19 protein-coding genes and 1 pseudogene are annotated in these 21,377 nt (G+C 70.5%); 16 read left to right on the forward strand and 4 right to left on the reverse strand.

The window, feature by feature from the left end:
- Nucleotides 1-3 precede the first annotated feature (3 nt).
- Together sufU and SGFS_RS42780 are read left to right on the forward strand one after the other, a co-directional pair.
- Nucleotides 4-471 carry a Fe-S cluster assembly sulfur transfer protein SufU gene (gene sufU / locus SGFS_RS42775; RefSeq protein WP_266395722.1) on the forward strand — a complete coding sequence of 156 codons (468 nt, stop codon included), beginning with the start codon at nt 4-6 and terminating at the stop codon, nt 469-471.
- Nucleotides 468-800, forward strand: coding sequence for a metal-sulfur cluster assembly factor (locus tag SGFS_RS42780; protein WP_037743875.1), 333 nt, complete (start codon nt 468-470; stop codon nt 798-800). Before sufU ends, SGFS_RS42780 begins: the two co-directional genes overlap by 4 nt.
- Nucleotides 801-869: 69 nt before the next feature.
- Here SGFS_RS42780 and SGFS_RS42785 read toward each other — a convergent pair whose 3' ends face one another.
- The gene (locus tag SGFS_RS42785; protein ID WP_286257764.1) at nt 870-1,802 is read right to left on the reverse strand and encodes an AbfB domain-containing protein; all 933 of its coding nucleotides are present in this window, start codon (nt 1,800-1,802) and stop codon (nt 870-872) included.
- Nucleotides 1,803-2,137: 335 nt separating this feature from the next.
- Between SGFS_RS42785 and SGFS_RS42790 the strand changes: the two genes are divergently transcribed.
- The 8 genes from SGFS_RS42790 to SGFS_RS42825 all read left to right on the forward strand — a co-directional run bounded on the left by SGFS_RS42790 (nt 2,138) and on the right by SGFS_RS42825 (nt 8,125).
- Nucleotides 2,138-2,458: a DMT family transporter gene (locus tag SGFS_RS42790; RefSeq protein WP_286257765.1), complete on the forward strand. Its 321-nt coding sequence runs from the start codon at nt 2,138-2,140 to the stop codon at nt 2,456-2,458.
- Nucleotides 2,458-3,018: a TetR/AcrR family transcriptional regulator gene (locus tag SGFS_RS42795; protein ID WP_286257766.1), complete on the forward strand. Its 561-nt coding sequence runs from the start codon at nt 2,458-2,460 to the stop codon at nt 3,016-3,018. Before SGFS_RS42790 ends, SGFS_RS42795 begins: the two co-directional genes overlap by 1 nt.
- A gap of 87 nt (nt 3,019-3,105) precedes the next feature.
- Nucleotides 3,106-3,705 (forward strand): RNA polymerase sigma factor, encoded by a 600-nt coding sequence (locus SGFS_RS42800; protein ID WP_286257767.1) that lies wholly within the window; start codon nt 3,106-3,108, stop codon nt 3,703-3,705.
- Between the two features lies 1 nt (nt 3,706).
- Nucleotides 3,707-4,675 carry a CU044_5270 family protein gene (locus tag SGFS_RS42805; RefSeq protein ID WP_286257768.1) on the forward strand — a complete coding sequence of 323 codons (969 nt, stop codon included), beginning with the start codon at nt 3,707-3,709 and terminating at the stop codon, nt 4,673-4,675.
- A gap of 140 nt (nt 4,676-4,815) precedes the next feature.
- The gene (gene dapD / locus SGFS_RS42810; protein WP_286257769.1) at nt 4,816-5,805 is read left to right on the forward strand and encodes a 2,3,4,5-tetrahydropyridine-2,6-dicarboxylate N-succinyltransferase; all 990 of its coding nucleotides are present in this window, start codon (nt 4,816-4,818) and stop codon (nt 5,803-5,805) included.
- A gap of 131 nt (nt 5,806-5,936) precedes the next feature.
- Nucleotides 5,937-6,161, forward strand: coding sequence for a hypothetical protein (locus SGFS_RS42815; protein ID WP_005477873.1), 225 nt, complete (start codon nt 5,937-5,939; stop codon nt 6,159-6,161).
- 186 nt (nt 6,162-6,347) lie between these two features.
- Nucleotides 6,348-6,902 (forward strand): SigE family RNA polymerase sigma factor, encoded by a 555-nt coding sequence (locus SGFS_RS42820; protein ID WP_286260340.1) that lies wholly within the window; start codon nt 6,348-6,350, stop codon nt 6,900-6,902.
- Nucleotides 6,899-8,125, forward strand: coding sequence for a WD40 repeat domain-containing protein (locus tag SGFS_RS42825; RefSeq protein ID WP_286257771.1), 1,227 nt, complete (start codon nt 6,899-6,901; stop codon nt 8,123-8,125). Before SGFS_RS42820 ends, SGFS_RS42825 begins: the two co-directional genes overlap by 4 nt.
- On the opposite strand, the gene dapA is transcribed toward SGFS_RS42825, so the two are convergent.
- Complete coding sequence (dapA, locus tag SGFS_RS42830; RefSeq protein ID WP_286257772.1) at nt 8,106-9,050, reverse strand: 4-hydroxy-tetrahydrodipicolinate synthase; 945 nt, start codon at nt 9,048-9,050, stop codon at nt 8,106-8,108. The genes SGFS_RS42825 and dapA overlap by 20 nt on opposite strands.
- Nucleotides 9,051-9,217: 167 nt before the next feature.
- Between dapA and SGFS_RS42835 the strand changes: the two genes are divergently transcribed.
- A complete protein-coding gene (locus tag SGFS_RS42835) occupies nt 9,218-9,907 on the forward strand; it encodes an antibiotic biosynthesis monooxygenase (protein ID WP_286257773.1) in 690 nt (229 codons plus the stop codon).
- Nucleotides 9,908-9,976: 69 nt separating this feature from the next.
- On the opposite strand, the gene SGFS_RS42840 is transcribed toward SGFS_RS42835, so the two are convergent.
- Nucleotides 9,977-11,803 carry an endonuclease/exonuclease/phosphatase family protein gene (locus tag SGFS_RS42840; RefSeq protein ID WP_286257774.1) on the reverse strand — a complete coding sequence of 609 codons (1,827 nt, stop codon included), beginning with the start codon at nt 11,801-11,803 and terminating at the stop codon, nt 9,977-9,979.
- A 417-nt stretch (nt 11,804-12,220) separates the two neighbouring features.
- On the opposite strand from SGFS_RS42840, the gene SGFS_RS42845 reads away from it, so the two are divergent.
- The 5 genes and pseudogenes from SGFS_RS42845 (at nt 12,221) to SGFS_RS42865 (ending at nt 19,807) form a co-directional block, all read left to right on the forward strand.
- A complete protein-coding gene (locus SGFS_RS42845) occupies nt 12,221-13,660 on the forward strand; it encodes a hypothetical protein (RefSeq protein WP_286257775.1) in 1,440 nt (479 codons plus the stop codon).
- A gap of 557 nt (nt 13,661-14,217) precedes the next feature.
- On the forward strand, nt 14,218-15,717 hold the full coding sequence (locus SGFS_RS42850; protein WP_286257776.1) for an alkaline phosphatase PhoX: 1,500 nt from the start codon (nt 14,218-14,220) through the stop codon (nt 15,715-15,717).
- Between the two features lie 559 nt (nt 15,718-16,276).
- A complete protein-coding gene (locus tag SGFS_RS42855; protein ID WP_286257777.1) occupies nt 16,277-17,860 on the forward strand; it encodes a TROVE domain-containing protein in 1,584 nt (527 codons plus the stop codon).
- An 88-nt stretch (nt 17,861-17,948) separates the two neighbouring features.
- Nucleotides 17,949-18,587 (forward strand): annotated as a pseudogene (locus tag SGFS_RS42860) (GntR family transcriptional regulator); the annotation flags it as partial.
- A 200-nt stretch (nt 18,588-18,787) separates the two neighbouring features.
- Nucleotides 18,788-19,807, forward strand: coding sequence for a 1-aminocyclopropane-1-carboxylate deaminase (locus tag SGFS_RS42865; RefSeq protein ID WP_286257779.1), 1,020 nt, complete (start codon nt 18,788-18,790; stop codon nt 19,805-19,807).
- 306 nt (nt 19,808-20,113) lie between these two features.
- Here the strand turns inward: SGFS_RS42865 and SGFS_RS42870 are convergent, their stop codons facing one another.
- Complete coding sequence (locus SGFS_RS42870) at nt 20,114-21,337, reverse strand: TerD family protein (protein ID WP_286260342.1); 1,224 nt, start codon at nt 21,335-21,337, stop codon at nt 20,114-20,116.
- Nucleotides 21,338-21,377: the final 40 nt, after the last annotated feature.

Raw genomic sequence — 21,377 nt, forward strand, 5'->3', positions numbered from 1 at the left:
ACCGTGAAGCTGGATTCGATGTACCAGGAAGTCATCCTGGACCACTACAAGCACCCGCACGGGCGTGGTCTTCGGGACGGCGACGCCGAGGTGCACCACGTCAACCCGACCTGCGGTGACGAGATCACTCTGCGCGTGAAGTACGACGGCACGAAGATCGAGGACGTCTCGTACGAGGGCCAGGGCTGCTCGATCAGCCAGGCCTCGGCCTCCGTGCTGAACGATCTCCTGGTCGGCAAGGACCTCGCCGAGGCGCAGAAGATCCAGGAGACCTTCCTGGAGCTGATGCAGTCCAAGGGGAAGATCGAACCGGACGACGCGATGGAGGAGGTGCTGGAGGACGCGGTCGCGTTCGCCGGTGTCTCCAAGTACCCGGCACGGGTCAAGTGCGCCCTCCTGAGCTGGATGGCGTGGAAGGACGCGACGGCCCAGGCCCTGGGCGGAGCCGACGCCGAAAGGAAGACGGCATGAGCGAGACCGTGGAGATGAAGCCGGCCTCGGAGGAAGAACTCCGGGAAGCCCTGTACGACGTCGTCGACCCCGAGTTGGGCATCGACGTCGTCAACCTCGGCCTCATCTACGGCATTCACATCGACGACGCGAACATCGCGACGATCGACATGACTCTGACCTCGGCGGCCTGCCCGCTGACGGATGTCATCGAGGACCAGGCCAAGTCCGCCACGGACGGCCTCGTCAACGAACTCCGTATCAACTGGGTCTGGATGCCCCCGTGGGGCCCCGACAAGATCACGGACGACGGCCGCGAGCAGCTCCGGGCGCTCGGGTTCAACGTCTGAGGAACTGACACGTGTGGCCCCCCGGCAGAAGCCGGGGGGCCACACTGCGTACTACCGGGGCGACGCCGCTCAGCCGAAACCCTTCACAAGACGGAAGAAGAAGTCCTGACGGCCGGTCGTGTTGTAGCCGTACGGGTCCAGGACCAGCTCGAAGTTCTCGTGCCGCAGGAAGCGGTCGGGATAGTTCACCGACTTGAGCATGACGGCGTCCGAGTACGGCGACCGCATCGGGCAGAACGTGGCGTCCTGCTTGAAGAGGTTCGAACCGTCGTTGCCACTGACGCGAAGGCGGAAGTTCTGGTGGCGGACGTAACGGCCGTCCTCCATGCGGAAGGAGTAGCAGGAGGAGTCCGCGAGCCCGGAGACCACCGCGAAGGACGAGTCCTCCCTGGTCTCGCTCCCGCTGTGGGAGCTCACCTGGTCGAGCCGGATCGCTCCGCCGCTCAAGTGCCAGTACCGGTCCGGGTAATTGACGGCCTGTACGGATTTCCGCGACGAGGACGTCGAGGAGGAGGGCGGCTTGTTCGAGCCCGAGGACCCCGACGACCCTGAGGACTTCGACGGCTTCGGGTCCGGCTTGCTGCCGCCCTCTTGGCTCTCGGACGAGGAGTCCGAGTCGTCGTCCGAGCCCTTGGCGTCGTCCGACTTGCCCTTCGAGGACTCCTTCTCGCTCTGCGGCTTCGACAGACCACTCTTGCCGTCCGGCGCCGACGTCGGGGACGCGGGCAGCGTGATGCCGGGGGTCACGGCGTCACCGGCCGAAGTGGTCCGGCCCGTGCGCTCCCTTGACTTGTCGTCGCTCTCGCTGTTCTGCATGACGAGCGCGGTCACACAGGAGGAGACGACAGCCAGGGCCAGCGCACCGGCCAGCCAGAGCCGACGGGTGCCGGGTATTCGGCCTTCGTCCGGAGCCTCGCCGGTCTCCCAGACCTTCGCGGGTCTGGGCGCGGGGAGCTGGGGAGTTGACTGGTCCGGAGCAGGTCCGGATTTCTTTGGTGGCATGCGCGGTTCCCTTGGCGCCGCTCGGGGCGGGCGCGAATTCGTCCTGCGGGTTCGACAGGGGATGAGCGGTGTCACCGGTATGCGAGACCTTGGCGGTCGTCACAGATCCGGAAGATTGACCGTTGAAACAGTAGTGGACCAAGTGGTCTTTGAGTGAGTGCTTCCATAACGGAACGGCCCCGAAAGCAGGGGCTCTTGGGGCCTGGAGGGGGTCTTGGTACGGACCGCCGCGTCCGAATGTGGCGTTACGGCGCGATCCGTGCGGACGTGGTCGCGTACGCGGCCTACGCGCGTCATGTGTACGGACGTACGCATCGATGTGTACGATCGTACACATGGGATATCTACTGCTCGCCGGAGCCATCGCCGCCGAGGTCGCCGCCACCACCGCCATGAAGTACAGCGAGGGCTTCAGCCGGCTGTGGCCCTCGGTGGTGACCGGCCTCGGCTACCTCGTCTCGTTCGTGCTGCTCGCCCAGGCGCTGAAGTCCATGTCGATCGGCACGGCCTACGCCATCTGGTCCGGCGCCGGCACCGCGACCGTCGCCGTGATCGGGCTGGTGCTCTTCGGTGAGTCCCTGGGCCTCGCCAAGGTCGCCGGAATAGCGCTGATCATCGCCGGAGTGGTGGTGCTGAACCTGGGAGGTGCCCACTGATGGCCCGTCGGTACGACCCCGAGCGGCGACAGCGGATCATCGACGCGGCGATCCGGGTGGTGGGCGAGAAGGGCATCGCCGGGCTGAGCCACCGCGCTGTCGCGGCCGAGGCGGACGTACCGCTCGGCTCGACGACGTACCACTTCACCACCCTGGACGAGCTCATGGTCGCCGCGCTGCGACAGGCCAACGAGGGTTTCGCGAAATCCGTCGCAGCGCGCGACGCCCTGCGGGACCCCGGCACCGACCTCGCCGCCGAACTGGCCGCACTGGGCGGTGAATGGTTCGCCGGTGACCGCACGGGCCTGGAGGTGGAGTACGAGCTCTACCTCGCCGCTCTGCGCAGGCCCGCCCTGCGGCCCGTGGCCGACGAGTGGGGCCGGGCCTTCGCCGACTCGCTCGCCCGCCGCACCGACCCGGTGACCGCGCGGGCGCTGGTCGCGCTGATCGACGGCATCTGTCTGCAGGTGCTGCTGACGGGGGCGCCCTACGACGAGGAGTACGCGCGGGAGGTACTGGCGCGGGTGATTCCCCGAGGAACCCCTCGGCGCGAGTCGTGAACCTTCTTCCGCCCATCGGGGAACAGGGGGTGACAGGAACACGGCGAAAGCAGAGGGCGGGCTTGTGACGAGCAGGGGGAGAACCTGGTGAGCGGACCACCGCAGGCGCAGTTAGAGGACGACGCAGAGGTCGTCGCCCAGTCGCTGGAACAGCCGGAGCTGTTCGCACGGCTCTACGACCGCTACGCGCCGGACATCCACCGCTACGTGGCCCGGCGACTCGGCGACGGCATGGCCGACGACATCACCGCCGACACCTTCCTCACGGCGTTCCGCATCCGCGGCCGCTACGACCGGAACCACGCCAACGCCCGCCCCTGGCTGTACGGCATCGCGGGCAACCTCATCGGCAAGCACCGCCGTACCGAGGTGCGGGCCCTCAAGGCGCTGGCGCGCACCGGCCACGACCCGGTCGCGGCGTCCTGGAGCGAGACCTGGGTCGAGCAGACCGACAGCAGGGTGGCCGCGCAGGGACCGCTCGCCGGAGCGCTGGCGGCGCTGTCGTCGGGGGACCGGCACGTGCTGTTGCTCGTCGCCTGGGCCGACCTCGGCTACCAGGAGGTCGCCCAGGCCCTGGACATCCCGGTCGGGACGGTCCGCTCGCGGCTCAACCGCGCGCGGCGCAAGGTGCGTACGGCGCTGGGAGCCGACCCGGCGTTCGTCGGTAACACTGCGGAGGTGGTCTGACGTGGACGAGTTGACCGAGGTACGGCAGTTGCGCTCCGGGGCACAGACCCCCGACCGGGCCCGGCTGGCGCCCGGCCGCACCCTGCTGCTGGACGCGGTGCGGGCCGGGGAGCGACGGCGTCGGGTGTGGGCGCGGCCCCAGCTGGCGATCGTCGGGGTCGTGGCGACGGTGACCGCGGTGGCGGTGACCGCGTCGCTTCTGGCGGGAGGGGACCACACCCGAGAGCAGGTGTCACCTGCGGCGCTGACCAATGCCGACCTGTCGGGGATGAGCGCGGCCGAGCTGCTGGAGCGGGCGGCGAAGGCGGTGGAGGGGCAGCCGACGGTTCCGGAGCCGAGGGCCAAGCAGTGGATCTACACCAAGTCGACGCTGGAGGCACCGGACGAGGAGGAGGTGCAAGTCGTCGGTACGGCGCCGTTCGCGCAGGAGATCTGGACGCGCTACGACGGTGGGGCGACGGCCCACGGGTGGCGTTCCACGAAGGACGGCGATATCAAGCTCCGCATCACGGAGACGAAGCCGGGGAGCCCTGCCGAGGGTGACGACCGTTCCCCGCAGGAGCTGTACCGCTTCCTGACCACCCTGCCGTCCGACGGCGAGGGAGCGCTGGAGGCCATCCGCGAGGAGGACGCCATCCCCGCGGAGGAGGGGAGCACACAGGCCGAGCAGGACGCCGTCGAGATCTCCGCCCTCCTCGACGCCGACATCAAGCCGTCCAAAGGCCTGGCCGGCCTCTACCGGGCCCTGGCCACCCTGCCCGACCTCTCCCTGGTCGACCACCTCGTCAAGGACGCCACGGGGCGGCGGGTCATCGCGTTGAGCGAGGGCACGGCCGCCGACCGGTACTGGCTGATCGACCCGGAGACGTACGACGTTCTCGGTACGCAGCACATCCGGGGCGGCAAGGTGATCGGCGGCAACTCGCTCATCAGCAGAGCCGTCGTGGACAAGGCGGGCGAGCGCGACTGACCTCGGCCCCTGACGCCGGGCGGCCCGTCCCACGGGGGTGGGCGGGCCGCCCGGCACCGTATGTCCGTAAAGTGCCCGGCCCCTGAGACGCCCCCGGCGCGGGTTGGCCCGCACAGCCCCCGGACAGTTAGGTTGCCCTCATGACCGACACGACTGCTCCTCGCACCACCGGCGCCGTGGCCGCCGGCCTCGCCACGATCGCCGCCGACGGCACCGTTCTCGACACCTGGTTCCCCGCGCCCGAGCTGGTCGCCGAGCCCGGCCCGGCCGGCACCGAGCGGCTGTCCGCCGAGCGGGCCGCGGAGCTGCTGGGCGGTGGCGCGACCGCCGCGCTCGGTCAGGACTCGCGCCGGGGCGTCGAGGTCGTCGCGGTCCGCACGGTCATCTCCTCGCTCGACGAGAAGCCGAGCGACACGCACGACGCCTACCTCCGCCTCCACCTGCTCTCCCACCGCCTGGTCAAGCCGCACGGCCAGAGCCTGGACGGCGTCTTCGGCCTCCTCGCCAACGTCGCCTGGACCTCCCTCGGCCCCGTCGCCGTCGACGACATCGAGAAGGTGCGCCTCAACGCCCGCGCCGAGGGCCTGCACCTCCAGGTCACCTCGATCGACAAGTTCCCGCGCATGACGGACTACGTCGCCCCCAAGGGCGTCCGGATCGCCGACGCCGACCGCGTCCGCCTCGGCGCGCACCTCGCCGAGGGCACCACGGTCATGCACGAGGGCTTCGTCAACTTCAACGCGGGCACCCTCGGCACGTCCATGGTCGAGGGCCGGATCTCCGCCGGCGTCGTCGTCGGCGACGGCTCGGACATCGGTGGCGGCGCCTCCACGATGGGCACGCTCTCCGGCGGCGGCAACGTCATCATCTCCATCGGCGAGCGCTGCCTGATCGGCGCCGAGGCGGGCGTCGGCATCGCGCTGGGCGACGAGTGCGTCGTCGAGGCCGGCCTCTACGTCACCGCCGGCACCCGGGTCACCATGCCCGACGGCCAGGTCGTCAAGGCCCGCGACCTCTCCGGCGCCTCGAACATCCTCTTCCGCCGCAACTCGGTCACCGGCGTCGTCGAGGCCCGCCCGAACAACGCGGTCTGGGGCGGCCTGAACGAGATCCTCCACAGCCACAACTGATCATCAAGGCCCCACGTACGGGTTACTCGGCGTGACCTTCGCGCGGTCCAGGCAGATGAACGGGCGGACACGGAGTCCGATCAGCTGCCGAGCCGACGAAATGAGGGGCCGACGAGATGAGGGGCCGAGGGATGAGGAACGACCGGGCGAGGGGCGTGGCGCGCGTGGTCACGGGGGTGCTGGCCGGGGCGACGCTGTGCTGGCTTCCGGCCGGGGCCGCGTACGCGGACGAGACCAACACCTCCTCGCACAACGGCCCCCGCATCGGGCTCGTCAACGTCGGCCAGGTCGACGACCCGATGGAGGACGTGCTGGAGCACACGCTGCTGTTCGGTGACGGGTACCGCTGGGGCTGACCCGGCCGTCGTCGGGAATTTGGGCCCGTACGCGCACACGCGCGTACGGGCCCGCACCTTTCTCCGCCCGTCCACGGTCCCCTCCCACGACTTTCTTCTCCGGGGTGACATAGCCGGGCGCGGGTCCGCGCGTCACACAGAGCACAGGGGCGGGACACAGGGCCCGCCAGGGAAGAGAAGGTGACGATGGATGCCGCGGGGCAGGAGAGCTTCCGGGAATTCGTGGCCGGACGGTCGTCGGCGCTGCTGAAGACCGCCGTGCTGCTGAGCGGCGGGGACCGGCACGCCGCCGAGGATCTGCTGCAGAACGCGCTGATCAAGGTCGCCGGCCGTTGGCAGCGGATCGACGAGCCGGAGGCGTACGTACGGCGGATCCTCTACCGGCAGCAGGTCAGCCGGTGGCGGCTGAAGTGGCGGCGCCGGGAGCTGACCGTCGCCGAGCCGCCCGAGAGCGGCGCCGCCGACGGGGCGGCCGGGGTGGAGCTGCGGCTGGTGATGCGCGGGGCGCTGGCCCGGCTCACCGCCCGGCAGCGAACCGTGCTGGTGCTCCGCTACTTCGAGGATCTGCCCGAGGGCGAGGTGGCCCGGATCCTCGGGTGCTCCGTCGGGACCGTCCGGTCCACGACCCACCGCTCGCTGGCCCGCCTGCGCGAACTCGCGCCCGAGCTGGCCACGCTCGGTCCCGCCGCCGCCGAACATGCTCCGTCCCGTGACTTCTCGCCCGTGGAGGTGCGTCCGTGAACGTCGATGAACTGGTGCGTGACTCCCTGCGGGAGCAGGCCGCCGAACAGACGCCCCTGGAGCCGGGCTTCGCGGACCGGGTGCTGGCGGTCCGGCGGGGCCGCAGGAACCGCACGATCGCGTGCACCGCCGCCGCCACGGCTGCGGTCGTGGCTGTCGCGGTGGGCGTGCCCGCACTGACCGGCGGCGGGGACGAGGTGCGGCCCGCCAGCGAGATGAACAAGAGCGACATCATCGCGCACCCCGACCAGTCACCGCCGAGGAACATGATCGCCGCGGGTGACACCGCGCTCTCCGCGTTCTTTGTGCGCAAGGCGGTCAAGCAGCCGGGCGGGGACATCGTCAACACCCGCGTCTACGGCCTTCTCGACCAGAAGACGGCCGCGTACCGCAAGACCAAGTGGGCGTTCCTGGACGTCGCACCAGGTATGCGCACCGCGGCCGTGCTGGAGGGCGACCTGCCCGCCAAGCGAATCGGCTTGCTCGACATGATCACGGGCAAGGTGGAGCGCTGGATCCCGGTGGACCACGGCGTCGCGTCCGTCGAGTTCTCCCCGGACGGCACCAAGCTCCTCGCGACGACCTACTCCAAGAACCCCGATCGGGACTTCGCCGATCACCCGCAGAACGTCAATGGCAAGGTGGTGCCGGGCCCCGTCCCCAGCAGGACCGGGTTCTCCGTCGTGGACCTGGGCTCGGGCGAGGAGAACTGGCACAAGGCACCGCAGTGGAAGGACGAGTCGGGCTTCCTCTTCAACAGCCGGGACGACCTGGAGTGGAGCAAGGACGGCCGGTCCGTCTCCTCGGACATCGGGGACGAGCCGTTCCGGCAGTACTACGACCTGAACGGCGACAAGATCGACATCCCTGCGTCCGAGAAGTACGTCAGCAATGCGGAAGCCGGTCTGTCACCCGACGGGAAGCTGATCGGGGGCGACTTCTCCGGTCACGGTGGCAAGGTCTCCTCCGAGATCGTCGACTCGCGCACCGGCGAGAGGGTCACGACCGTGCCGGGCCAGCAACTCCTCGCCTGGGCGGACGACGAGCGGATCATCGCCTGGGGCTGCGACCCCAAGAGGTGCAGTGGCAAGGGTGAGTTCCACAACCAGCTCATCCTCCTCACCGTCGGCAGCGACAAGGTCATCCAGCTCAGCGGGTTCCGTAAGGCCTCGGCCGAGTACCCCGGTCGCTGGAACCCGGTGTTCACCCAACGCTGGAGCTGACCGCCCCCTCCGGCCGGACGCAGGAGCCGACCAGTTCCTCGTAAGCCCTCAGCAGCCCGTCGGTCGTCTCACGGTCGGCGGGCCGCAGCGGGGCGCGGACCGGGCCCGCGGGCAGGCCGAGCCTGTTGAGGAGGGCCTTGGCGGTGACCGTACCGGGCAGCCCCGCGGCCGTCATCGACTCGATGAGCGGGGTGGCGCGTTGCTGGAGGCGGGCGGACACGGGGGTGTCGCCCGCCTCGAACGCGTCCAGGACCGCCCGGAGTCGCGCGGGGACGACGTTCGCGACCGTGCTCACGTAACCGGCGCCGCCCACCGCGTACAGGGCGAGAATGTGTTCGTCGCAGCCCGCGTAGTACGCCAGGTCCGTGCGGGCGAGCACCTTCTGGGCCGCGAGGAAGTCGTAGGAGCAGTCCTTGACCGCGACGATCCGGGGATGCTCGGCGAGGCGGATCATCGTGTCCGGTTCGATGCGGGTGCCGGTGCGGCCCGGGATGTCGTACAGGGCGATCGGCAGTCCGCAGGCGTCGGCCAGTTCGCGGAAGTGCGCCTCGACCGCGTCCTGCGGAGGCCTGCTGTAGTACGGCGTGACCGCCAGCAGCCCGTCCGCGCCCGCCTTCTCCGCCGCGAGCGCCAGCCGCACGGTGTGCAGGGTGTCGGCGGTGCCCACGCCCGCCACGATCACGGCCCGCTCGCCGACCGCCGCCCGGACCGCGCGGATCAGTTCCGCCTTCTCCGCGTCCGAGGTCGTGGGCGACTCGCCCGTCGTCCCCGACAGCACCAGCCCGTCGCAGCCCTCCGTCACCAGCCGGTCGGCCAGCCGCTGGGCGCCGTCGAGGTCGAGGGCGCCGGAGTCGGTGAAGGGGGTGATCATCGCGCAGAGGGCACGGCCGAAGGGGGCGGGGCGGGGCGGTGCGTATGTCGTCATGGGGGTAGTCTCGACCGGCCGATGGTGAAGCTCCACTTAAATTTTCTACGAGGTATGCGTGAGCTTTGCTACGAGGTTGGCGGTGTGGGGTGCGCGGGTTGACCTGAAGTTTGGTTGAGGTTGGAGGGTTGGGTCGTTCGCAACCACCGCCAACCCCGGAGGAACTGATGACCCGTCGTACGGATATCCACCCCGACCTCACCCGGGCCGAGGTCCGGGCACCCTCCTTCAGCACGTGGCGGGTCGGTACGCCCGAGCGGCAGCGGGCGGCCGTCGAGGCCATCGCCGGCGTGTGGCAGCGTCGGGACTGGCCCGCGGCCGGCGGCCTCGGCTACTACGTCTACACGGGACATGACGGAACGACCCTGCTGCATCATGCCCAGTGGGCCGGTGAGCAGGACTACGCGGCGTTCGTGAAGACCCGGCGGCAGGAGCGTGTCGACGAGATCGACATCGCCGTGCCGGGCATCGAGCGGGTGGCGCTCGATCACTACACGCGTTACCGCAGCCGTGAGCGGGCCGCCGGTGACGAGCGGGTGCCCGGGCTGATCGTCACCGTCCGGGTCGACTTCGAGGGCGGCGCCGCCGACCGGCGGCGGGAGTGGGTCGATCTCGTGATGGACGCCGGTACCGAGGACGTGGAGAGCGACCGCGGCCTCATCTCCGCGCACTTCCATCTCGGCAAGGACGGCACCCACGTCCTGAACTACGCCGAGTGGGAGAGCCCGGAGTCGTACGACGTGGCCATCGCCGATCAGACGCCGACACCAGCTTGGGAGCGCGTCAAGGCCTTCCCCGGGCTGAAGGCCTTCACGGGCAGCCGGTACGACTACGCCCTCGGCCTAGTTCCCGACTGAGCCCGGCAAGGGGACGCACGACCGGGCCCGGCCTTCCGGGGGAGGGCCGGGCCCGGTCGTGATCAGGTGTTACGGGCGGAACCGCAGGACCGACGGGTCGTGGTCGCTGATCTGGTCGTTGAACTCCGCGTTGATGTGCACGCTGTCGTACGTGAACTCGCAGGAGCGCCGGATCGACGGGCTGACCAGGATCTGGTCCAGGACCTGGGCGTTGCCCTGGTAGACGTACGAGTAACGCTCGCTCTTCGGCAGCGACTTGACCGCCGACCACAGCACGCCGTCGTCCTCGAGCAGCTTCGCGGTGTCGGAGAACTCGAAGTCGTTGATGTCGCCGAGGGCGATGACATCCGCGTTCTTCTGGGTCGCCAGGATCTCCTTGACGAACGTGTTCACGGCGGTCGCCTGGAGGTGCCGCTGGGTCTCCGAGCTGCGCGCCGGCGGCTGGAACTGCGCGTGCAGCGACTGGTCGCCGCCCTTGGACGCGAAGTGGTTCGCGATCACGAAGACCGTCTTGCCGCGGAAGACGAACTCGCCGGCCAGCGGCTTGCGGCTGTTCTTCCAGGCGTCGTTCGCCGGGTCGATACGGCCCGGGGAGACGGTCAGATGGGCCTTGCCGTAGGACTTCGTCACACCGACGGCGGTCGAGGCGTCGCCGCCCGCGCGGTCGGTGAAGGAGACCCGCTCGGGGTTGAACAGGAAGACCTGGCGGATGTTGCCGCCGGGCTCGCCGCCGTCCGCGAGGTTCACCGGGTCGATGGAGCGCCAGTCGTACGTCGGGCCGCCGGCCGCCGCGATCGCCTCGACCAGCTTCTTCACGGTCTGGTCGGCGGCGACCGTACCGTCGTTGGTCGCGCCGTTGTTGTCCTGGATCTCCTCCAGGGCCACGATGTCGGGCGACTGCAGGTTGTGCACGATCGCGGCCGCGTGGTCCGCGAAGCTGCTGTCGGACGGGTCCAGGTTCTCGACGTTGTACGTCGCCACCGCCAGCTCGCCACGACCCTGCTTGCGGGTCGTCTCGCGCTCCGTACCGCCCTGCTGGAGGGCGCCGATCTCGTTGGCGACCAGCGTGTAGCCGCCGAACTGGTTGTAGTCCAGCGGGCCCGCGGTGGTGCCCTTCAGGACGTCACCGACGTTCGCCTTCGGGAAGTCCGCGACCGCGCCCAGCGACTGGATCTGCAGTCGGCCGGTGTTCTGCGAGGTGTAGGAGCCGTACACCGTGCCGCCGCGGCGGGTGGCGTTCTCGCGCGGCTTCACCGTGACCCACAGCTCGGTGAACGGGTCGGTCGCGGTGACCACACGGGTGTCGGCGACCTGGACGTTCATGCCCTCCAGGGACTCGTAGTAGTCCAGGGCGTACTTGGCGGGGTCCAGGGTCAGGCCGTTGATCGAGCCGCCCGCGGCCGTGTCGCCCTCCGGGGCGTACGCGCCCGGCACCGACTTGGCGTTCACCACGGTCGCGGCGGGGACCGCGTTGCCGCTGGAGACCACGGTCACCGTCGGCTTGGTGATCTCCGTCACGGACTGGTTTCCGGTCGAAGTGCCGCCGGGGACGAACTCGGTCACCGTGCCCGCGACCGTGACCGAGTCGCCGACGGAGACGGTCGGCTTGGAGCTGGTGAAGACGAACACGCCCTCACTGGTGGCCGGGTTGCCGTCCGCCTGGAGGTCCTGGATCCAGAAGCCACGCGACGAACCGTAGGTCCGCACACCCGTGACGACGCCCGCCACATCGGTGACCTTCTGGCCGACGAGCGGGGACGTGCGGGTCGTGCCCTGGATGTCGTGGATGCGTATCGCGTCCGCCTGGGCGGGCGAGGTCAGGGCCACGGCGGAGACCGTGGAGCAGATCGTGGCGACGGTGAGCGCGCCGATGCGCGCGGTTCTCTTGCTCGGCAAGGGGTCCCTCCGGGGACGTCAGTGGGCGCCGGGACGAGGGTGGAACGAGGGGCAGGGCTGAGGCTGTCGGCGACCGGTGGGGCGGTGCGACGCGCGTAGAGACCAGTCGGCGTCGACTGTGGGCGACCCTGAGGGTTCCTCAGGGCTACCCATGAGTTTCTACGCGCGTCAATCTCCTGCCTGGTCAGGCCAGTTGTCAAGGTTTCAGCCATGTACGACGCGTGACAGGTACATGAACCGGGTGGCATGGGTCGAAATCCGTCTAGGCTGAGCGGCTGCCGTGGTGTCGCACGTAGTGCGTACAGGTATCACGTTCAGGTATCGCGTTCGTGTGCCGTGTTCATGTGCCGCTTTCACGTGGTGCGTTCACGTGGTGCGTTTCCCCAGTGATCGTTCGTCCGGAGGAGAACTCAGCCGATGTCAGACAGCTCGCCTCTGCCGCCGGTGCGGCTGCTCGCCGACGCGGAGCTGGCGCGGGACGCCCTTGCCGCCCCGCTGCTCTCGCGCGCCGCCCGCCTCGCCCGCTGGGCCGGGCCGGACACGCGCGTCGGCGCCGGTGGCGAACTCGTCGAGGAGCAACTGCCCGCCGCGGCCGAGGCGCTCGGTCTCACCGGCGAGGACGCGGCGGCCTGGGCGAGCGAGGCCTGGCGGGTGGCGGTGGACACCGGGCTCGTCGACATCGTGGACGAGGAGAGCGGCACGGTCGCCGCGGGCGAGGAACTCGCACTGCTGACCTCCGGCGGACCGCAGGACGTTCTGGCCCTCTGGCTCACCGCACTGGAGACCGTCCTCGCCGACGCGAGCGTGCCCGACCTCGACGGCATCGTCGGCGCAGTGGAGGCGGGTGGTGAGATCGACTTCTCCGAGCTGGGCTGGGACCCCGAGGCCGAGGCGGAGTTCCTCGACGGAGTGCTCGGCAACCTCTATCTCCTCACCGTCAACGAGGACGGGCCGGGCGACAGCCCCGTTCCGCTGCCCGCCCTCGCCGCCTCGATGATCCTGCCGGACGACATGGGCGAACCCACCAACGACGTACTGGAACAGGTGTCGGACGCGATGATGCGGCTCGACGGCCAGTTCCGGGTGCTGGAGCCGATCGGGCTGGTGGAGTACCAGCCGGTCGACGAGGCGCTGATGGCGGACGCGGAGGGGACCGCCGAGGGCGCGGGTGCCTCCGCTGTGGACGAAACCGATGTCACGCGGTACGGGATGGTGCGCCTGACCCCGCTCGGCCTGTACGGGATGCGGACGCGGCTGCTGGAGGCGGGGGTCGCGGCACCGGCGGTCGGGGAGCTCGCCGACAAGGGCGCGGACGCCCTGCTGGACGGCACGGCGGAGTTTCCGCCCACGGCTGCCCAGGCCGAGACCGAGCAGTGGCTCGCCCGCCGGGAGTCGCTCGCCGCGGCCAGGGAACTGCTCTCCGCCGCGCGCGGTTCCGACGAGGGGGCGCCGCTGCGCCGACTGCGCTGCCAGCAGGCCCTGTCCCTGGTCGGCACCGCCGCGGAGCCCGCGCTGCGGGAGGTCCTCGACGACCCCGAACTCGGCGGTCTGGCCCGGGTCTGGCTGACCGAGCGGGGCGCCGCGGACGTGCCCGCGCCGTCTCAGGACATGGTCTTCTGGCTCACCATCGACACACTCGCCGCGCAACTGGCGGCGGAGGGCAACTCCGCGGAGCTGCGGGCCCTGGTGCAGGGGCTCGCGCAACAGCACGGTGGCTTCTTCGCCGCGGCCTGGCGGGTGGACCATCCGGCCACGCCCGACGTCCTGGAGGCGATGGGTCGGATCCACCCCGACAAGCGGGTGGCGAAGGAGGCGAGGAAGGCGGCGTTCAAGGCGAGGTCGCAGCGGGCGGATTGAGTGCCGCCGCGCCTATGAGGCGGTGGTCGGAGGGCGGTGTTGTCGGGTGCGGGTGGGTGGGGGCTGGTCGCGCAGTTCCCCGCGCCCCTGGAAGCAACGGCCCCTGCGGGCGGGCCTGAAAGCACCCGCTCCGCAGGCGTGAGAGCAACGGTCCCGCGGGCCTGCGAGCACCGGCTCCGCGGGCGTGAGAGCAGCGGCCCCGCGGGCCTGGAGCATCGAGCATCGGCTCTGTGGGCGTAAAGGCAACGGTCCTGTGGGCCTGAAAAGACCAGGGCGCAGCCCGGTCTTTTCAGGGGCGCGGGGAACTGCGCGAGCAACCACATCCCACCCGCACCCGCCCACGCGCCCCACCCACCCGACCTCTCCCGCGCGTACGGGGTGGAAGGGGCAGAGCCCCTGGGGGATGGGACGGGTAGGGGCGGTGGGGGCGAGAAACCCCTCTGACGTCGCCCCGCGTTCAACCCCTGTTCAGGCACACCCGCGACCGTATGGGCGCCCCCCGGTCCACCGCCCCCCACTGCCACCCCAGGGTCACCACACCGTCAGCAGGAGACAGCATGTCGCTCACCCGCAGGGACTTCGCCAGAACATCCGCGGTCACCGGCGCCGGTGTCGCACTGGTCGGCAGCGTAGGCGCCCTCGCCACCGCCCCGAACGCCCTCGCATCGACGGACACGGACACGGACACGGACGCCGACACCGGCACCGAGACCGACACCGGCACCGAGAGCGCGAGCGACACCGCCGCGGACCGTCACGGCACGGCCGGCGTCGGATACGGCCCCCTCCTCCCCGACCCCGACGGCATCCTCGCCCTCCCCGCCGGCTTCAAGTACCGCGTCATCACCTACTCCGGCCGGACCAAGCTGGACTCCGGCGAGTACACCCCCGGGAAGCACGACGGCACCGCCACCTTCTGCGGCCCCCGCGGCACCACCCTCCTCGTCAACAACCACGAGCTGAAGGGCCCCCGCGCCAACTGGACGTACCCCGTCCCGCTCACCGAGGGCCTCGTCTACGACCCGGCCGCGGCCGGCGGCTGCACGGTCGTCGAGGTCCGCCCGGGCGGTCACGTCGCCGAGTGGGTCGGCATCGCCGGCACCTCCACCAACTGCGCCGGTGGCAGCACCCCGTGGGGCACTTGGCTGACCTGCGAGGAGAACTCCGACCGGGCCGGCGTCAACGGTATGACGAAGGACCACGGCTATGTCTTCGAGGTCGACCCCGTCGACCGCCGCGCCAACCGCGACCCCAAGCCGCTGAAGTTCTTCGGCCGCTACGACCACGAGGCCGTCGTCATCGACCCCAAGCGCGGCCACGCCTACCTCACCGAGGACGCGGCGGGCCCCAACGGCCTCCTCTACCGCTGGACCCCGCCCAAGGGCTTCGAGTACGGCCACGGCAGGTTCCGTGAGCTCGCCGACGACGCCGGTGTCCTCCAGGCACCCAAGTGCTACGACTCCGGCGGCCAGTTCGTCGACGACCTCTCCCGCGCCACCAGGATCGGCACGGTGTACGGCGTCGACTGGGTCGACGTCCCCGACCGGGACGCGAAGACCGTAGCCGTCCGCAAGCAGTTCGGCGCCGGGGAGATCACCCGTGCCCGCAAGCTGGAGGGCATGTGGTGGGCCGACGGGGGCGCGTACGTCGTCTCCTCGTACGCCCGTGACGAGAGCCCCGTCCGGCACGACGGCCAGGTCTGGTTCTACGACCCCAAGCGCCGCACCCTGACCCTGAAGGTCCTGCTCGGCGTGAACCCCGACCCCGCCGTGGACGGCGCCTTCGACGGCCCCGACAACATCACCGTCTCCCCGTACGGCGGCCTCGTCATCGCCGAGGACGGCGAGGGCGTCCAGCACCTCTTCGGCGCCACCGACAGCGGCCGTACGTACCCCATCGCCCGCAACGACCTCAACATCGGCACCGAGGAGGAGCCCGAGTTCAGCGAGTTCACGGGCGTCACCTTCTCGCCCGACGGGCGGACGCTGTACGCCAACATCCAGGAGCCGGGGATCATGCTGGCGATCACCGGGCCGTGGAAGCGCCAGAAGCGGTGACACCGAAGCGGTGACTTCCCAAGGCGGTGACTCCGAAGCGCTGATTAATTCGTTCGCCCGACCCGTGGTTCGCCTCCTAGAGTCATTCTCGTCCAGGTGCGAAGGCAGGACCTACTTCCACTGATAATGGGGCGGTCGCGGGTTCGAGTCCCGCCACCGGTACAACTTGCCGGTGTAGCTCAGGGGTTAGAGCACCTACGTCGGTTCCGCCGGCTTCGATCTCTGGACACCCAAAACTTCATGCACCTCCCGGTGCGCCGGCTGCGGCTACTTCTTCTCCCAAAAGAATTCGATGCCGCCGCCGACTTGATCTCGGGAGGCGCAGCATATGGTGGGTGCCCGGTGCGCAGGCAGCGGATACTTCGGGAACTGGTGGGGATTGCTCCTCATGCGGGTTCGAATCCCGTCATCGACCTCTGGTCGATGTGGCGGAACGGAAGACGCGCCAGTTATAAGCAACCGTCGCCGACTTCGACCTCGGGCGCCCTCCTTTTGCTGCGCCTCCCTCCGAAGCAATCATTCCATGCACGAAGTGCTGGCGAATTCGGGGGAATTCATCATGGCGCGATTCAACACCAAGGCAACCAAGGCGCAGCCCACGTCGCGAGTGACGTCGACGGGGCGGGTGCTCCGTACCTTCGAGGGCGGCCGTGGCCGTGAGCGGGACGAGCGTTCCGAGCTGTTCCTGCTGTCGATCGCCAACTTCGTCGCGCAGAAGACCTTCTACGAGAGCGGCGAGGACCGGGACGACCGGTTCGCCGCGCTCGTCCGGCTGCTCGCCGTCACCGACCCGACGTGGACGGCCGGTCTGCTCGCCTGGCTGCGCGGCGAGGGCAACCTCCGTACGGCCTCGATCGTGGGCGCCGCCGAGTATGTGAAGGCGCGGCTCGACGCGGGAGCGACTGATGGCCCTTCGAACAGGCAGGTCGTGGACTCCGTGCTGCGGCGCCCCGACGAGCCCGGCGAGCTGCTCGCGTACTGGACCTCGCGTTACGGCCGTAACATCCCCAAGCCCGTGAAGCGGGGCGTGGCCGACGCCGTACGCCGCCTCTACAGCGCGAAGTCGCTGCTGAAGTACGACACGGCATCCAAGGGCTACCGCTTCGGCGACATTCTCAACCTGGTGCACGCCGCGCCGGACCCGACCAAGCCGTGGCAGGGCGACCTCTTCCAGTACGCGCTCGACCGGCGGCACAACCCGGACACGGCCGTCGTACCCAAGTCGCTGCCCGTGCTCGCGGCCCACCGGGACCTGATGGCGCTGCGGCCCGCCAAGCGGCGCAGGGTCGTGGCCGGTGCGCAGGGCGCGCGGCGGCTCGCGGACGCGGGGATCACCTGGGAGGCGCTGGCGGGCTGGCTGCAGGGCCCGATGGACAAGGCGGCCTGGGAGGCCGTCATCCCGTCCATGGGCGCGATGGCACTGGTGCGCAACCTGCGGAACTTCGACGAGGCGGGTGTCTCGGACGAGGTCGCGGCGCAGGTGGCGGCCAGGATCAGCGACCCGGCCGAGGTCGCGCGCTCGCGGCAGTTCCCGTTCCGCTATCTCTCCGCGTACCAGCACGCGCCCTCGCTGCGCTGGGCGTACCCGCTGGAGCAGGCGCTCGGCCACTCGCTGGCCAATGTGCCCGCGCTGCCCGGCCGGACCCTGGTCCTGGTCGACCGCTCGGGCTCGATGTTCTACTCGAAGCTGTCCGACCGCTCGTCGCTCAGGTACGCCGACGCGGCGGCGATCTTCGGTACGGCGCTCGCGCTGCGGGCGGCGAACGCGGATCTCGTCGAGTTCGGGAGCACCAGCAAGCCGGTGGAGTTCCGCAAGGGCGAGTCGGTGCTGAAGATCATCGGCCGCTTCGGGGACCTGGGCGGCACCGACACCACCGAGGCCGTCCGCCGGCACTACCGGAAGCACGACCGGGTGCTGATCGTCACCGACGAGCAGGCCACGTACAGCCACTACGGCGACCCGACCCGGCAGGTGCCGGACGACGTACCGGTCTACACCTGGAACCTCGCCGGGTACCGGGCGGGCCACGGCCCCTCGGGCAAGGCGAACCGTCACACCTTCGGCGGGCTCTCGGACGCGGCCTTCCGGATGGTTCCGCTGCTGGAGGCGGCGCGGGACGCCGACTGGCCGTGGGCCGTCTGACGGAGCGCGGTGAGTGTGGCCCGTATCCCAGTGGGGGTACGGGCCACACCCTTGTTCGCGCCCCGCACTGACATCTAACATTTCAGTTATGGAGCCCATACGACCCGTCGGCCGCACCCTGCTCAGGGATCAGGCCTACCTCGCCATCAGGGACGCCATCGTGACCGGCGAGATCGAGCCCGGGGCGGTGGTGCGGGACGCCGAGTTCGCGGAGCTGCTCGGGCTGTCCCGGGCGCCGGTGCGGGAGGCGTTCTCGCGGCTCGTCGACGAGGGGCTGCTGGAGAGCAAGCCGCAGAGCTACACGCGGGTCACGGCCGTCGTGGCCGCCGATGTCCGGGACGCCGCCGCCGTGGTCGGCGCCATGCACGAGCTGGCCACCCGGGTCGCGGTGCCCCGGCTGTTCGCGGCGGACGTCGAGACGATGCGCTCGGCCAACGGGCGGTTCGCGGCGGCCGTCCGCGCGGGCGACGTCGACGCCGCCCTGGTCGCCGACGACGAGCTGCACGACGTCCTCGTCCGGGTGAGCGGCAACCGCGCGGCCGCCGCCACCGTCGCCCGCTACACCCCGCTCATCCGCCGCCTGGAGAGGCGCCGCTTCGGTGAGGGCGGCAACTGCCGTTCGGCCGGCCTGCACGAACAGTTGATCGAGGCCTGCGCGGCCGGTGACGTGGACGAGGCGGTCCGGGTCACGGCGGAGATCTGGCGCGGATTGGCGGCACTCGCCGACGGATCCGACGCCGAAGGGCGTGTCGCCGACGAGCGTGTCGCCGCAGGGCGTGACGCCGACGAACGTGACGCCGACGAACGTGACGCCGACGAGCGTGACGCCGGCGAACCTGACGTCGCCGCGCTCGCCGATGCGCCCGAAGCCGTTGCCCCCGGCGGCCGAGCCGACCACTGACCCACGCCACCAACCCGGGAGAACCCGTGTCTCTTTCGTCCTTCGAGCGCTACCCCCTCCTCTTCGGGCCCTCACCGGTCCACCCGCTGGAGCGCCTGACCGCCCACCTCGGCGGCGCCTCCCTCTGGGCCAAGCGCGAGGACTGCAACTCCGGTATCGCGTACGGCGGCAACAAGACCCGCAAGCTGGAGTACCTCGTCGCCGACGCGCTCGCCCAGGGTTGCGACACCCTCGTCTCCATCGGCGGTGTGCAGTCCAACCACACCCGCCAGGTCGCCGCCGTCGCCGCCCGTGCCGGGCTCAAGTGCGTGCTCGTACAGGAGAGTTGGGTCGAGTGGCCCGACGCCGTGTACGACAAGGTCGGCAACATCCTGATCAGCCGGCTGGCCGGTGCCGAGGTGCGACTCGTCCAGGCCGGCTTCGACATCGGCTTCAAGGAGAGCTGGGACCTGGCGCTCAGGGAGGTCGAGGAGAGCGGCGGCAAGCCGTACGCCATCCCGGCCGGAGCCTCCGACCACCCCCTCGGCGGCCTCGGCTTCGCCGGCTGGGCGTACGAAGTGGCCGAGCAGGAGCGGGAGTTGGGCGTCTTCTTCGACACGGTGATCGTGTGCTCGGTGACCGGCTCGACCCAGGCCGGTATGGTCGCCGGCTTCGCCGCGCTGGAGGAGGCGGGCGGACGGCCGCGCCGGGTCCTCGGCATCGACGCCTCGGCGAAGCCGGCCCCCACCCGCGAGCAGATCGCCCGCATCGCGCAGAACACCGGTCAACTCATCGGGCTCAAGCGGGACTTGACCGTGGCCGACGTCGAGTTGGACGAGCGCTATCACGGGGGGATCTACGGCGTCCCGGACGACGCCACCCTCGTGGCCATGCAGCTCGCCGCGCGCACCGAAGGCATGATCACCGACCCCGTGTACGAGGGGAAGTCGATGGCCGGGATGGTCGACCTGGTCGAGCGCGGCGAGATCGGGCGGGAGTCCACCGTGCTCTACGCCCACCTCGGCGGACAGCCCGCGCTGAACGCGTACAGCGGGGTGATCCAGTGACCTCGGCCGCGCTGCTGCGGGGCTGACCCGGACCCGGCTCCCGCCGGAGCCCGTCGCCGGCCGGACACGGTGCGCGGCGTGTGGGCGGACGATCGCGGGGGTGGCCGGGCGGCGAGCGGGTCGAGCCGATGGTCCCCGTCGTCGGGAGACGCTCGATGTGCTCTCCCATCAGGCGGACGCGGGGGTCGGATACCGCGAGAACCCCGACGACGTACTGGCCCGGCACCTCGGCGGGTGCCGCTGGTGCCGAAGATATGGCCGAGGTGACCACAGGCGGGTGTGGGCGCCCGCACCCGCCTGTGATCCTCAGAGCGACTGGGCCGCCGGCTTCACCATCCCTCTGACCGTGCGGGACTTCACGAAGTCGCCCATGGCCGTCATCTCCCACTCGCCGGAGAACTGCTTGATCAGCTTGGCCATCATCACGCCGGTCTGCGGCTCGGCGTTGGTGAGGTCGAAGCGGACCAGTTCCTCGCCGGTGGCGGCGTCGAGGAGGCGGCAGTAGGCCTTGGCGACCTCGGTGAACTTCTGGCCGGAGAAGGAGTTGACCGTGAAGACCAGGCCGGTGACGTCCTGGGGGAGGCGGCCGAGGTCGACCACGATCACCTCGTCGTCCCCGCCGCCCTCGCCCGTGAGGTTGTCCCCGGAGTGCTTGATCGCGCCGTTCACGATCGACAGCTTGCCGAAGTAGCAGCTGTCGATGTGGTTGCGCTGCGGGCCGTACGCGATGACGGACGCGTCGAGGTCGATGTCCTTGCCCCGGTACGCCGGCTCCCAGCCGAGGCCCATCTTGACCTGGGAGAGGAAGGGGCGGCCGCCCTTGACCAGGGAGACCGTCTGGTTCTTCTGGAGGCTGACGCGGCCCTTGTCGAGGTTGATCTTGCCGGAGCCGGGCGCGGGGGCGGCGGGCGCGGCCGGAGGGGCGGCGGGCACCGGGGGCGCGGCCGCGAGGCGTGGGTCCAGGGGCGGGGCCGGCGGGGTCACCGGGGCCTGGACGGTGGGCGCGGGTGGGGCGACCGGGGCAGCGGGGGCCGCCGGTTCCTCCACCGTGACGCCGAAGTCCGTCGCGATGCCGGCGAGGCCGTTGGCGTACCCCTGGCCGACCGCGCGGGCCTTCCACACGCCGTTGCGCAGATAGATCTCGACGACCACCAGGGCGGTCTCCGTGCCCAGCTGGGGCGGGGTGAACGTGGCGATCACCGAGCCGTCGTCCGCGCTGCGGATCGTGGCCGTGGGCTCGATGCCCTGGAAGGTCTGGCCCGCCGCGTCGGGGCTGGCGGTGACGACGATCTTCTCGATGCCCGGCGGGACGGCCGTCGTGTCGACCGTGATCGAGTCGGGGGTCGTGCCGCCGCCGGAGCGGTACGTCACGCCGGGGCCGGTCGGCTGGTTGTAGAAGATGAAGTCGTCGTCCGAGCGCACCTTGCCGTCGGCGGTGAGCAGCAGGCCCGATACGTCGAGCCGCACGGGGGCGGCGACGTCCACCGCGACGCGGGCGACGGGCAGCGGGGTGTTCGAGCCGGGGGTCATAGCTGTCATGCCTGGTGAACGATGCAAGCGGCTTTGCCGT

It is taken from the genome of Streptomyces graminofaciens (assembly GCF_030294945.1).
Lineage (GTDB): Bacteria > Actinomycetota > Actinomycetes > Streptomycetales > Streptomycetaceae > Streptomyces > Streptomyces graminofaciens.

Bases quoted from the DNA above. Each gene is read 5' to 3' on its own strand.
- SGFS_RS42855 (WP_286257777.1), top strand. From the start codon at position 16,277: ATGGCGCGATTCAACACCAAGGCAACCAAGGCGCAGCCCACGTCGCGA.
- SGFS_RS42790 (WP_286257765.1), top strand. From the start codon at position 2,138: ATGGGATATCTACTGCTCGCCGGAGCCATCGCCGCCGAGGTCGCCGCC.
- SGFS_RS42845 (WP_286257775.1), top strand. From the start codon at position 12,221: ATGTCAGACAGCTCGCCTCTGCCGCCGGTGCGGCTGCTCGCCGACGCG.
- SGFS_RS42870 (WP_286260342.1), bottom strand. From the start codon at position 21,337: ATGACCCCCGGCTCGAACACCCCGCTGCCCGTCGCCCGCGTCGCGGTG.
- SGFS_RS42835 (WP_286257773.1), top strand. From the start codon at position 9,218: ATGACCCGTCGTACGGATATCCACCCCGACCTCACCCGGGCCGAGGTC.
- SGFS_RS42785 (WP_286257764.1), bottom strand. From the start codon at position 1,802: ATGCCACCAAAGAAATCCGGACCTGCTCCGGACCAGTCAACTCCCCAG.
- dapD (WP_286257769.1), top strand. From the start codon at position 4,816: ATGACCGACACGACTGCTCCTCGCACCACCGGCGCCGTGGCCGCCGGC.
- SGFS_RS42795 (WP_286257766.1), top strand. From the start codon at position 2,458: ATGGCCCGTCGGTACGACCCCGAGCGGCGACAGCGGATCATCGACGCG.
- SGFS_RS42815 (WP_005477873.1), top strand. From the start codon at position 5,937: ATGAGGAACGACCGGGCGAGGGGCGTGGCGCGCGTGGTCACGGGGGTG.
- SGFS_RS42780 (WP_037743875.1), top strand. From the start codon at position 468: ATGAGCGAGACCGTGGAGATGAAGCCGGCCTCGGAGGAAGAACTCCGG.
- SGFS_RS42850 (WP_286257776.1), top strand. From the start codon at position 14,218: ATGTCGCTCACCCGCAGGGACTTCGCCAGAACATCCGCGGTCACCGGC.
- SGFS_RS42820 (WP_286260340.1), top strand. From the start codon at position 6,348: ATGGATGCCGCGGGGCAGGAGAGCTTCCGGGAATTCGTGGCCGGACGG.
- dapA (WP_286257772.1), bottom strand. From the start codon at position 9,050: ATGACGACATACGCACCGCCCCGCCCCGCCCCCTTCGGCCGTGCCCTC.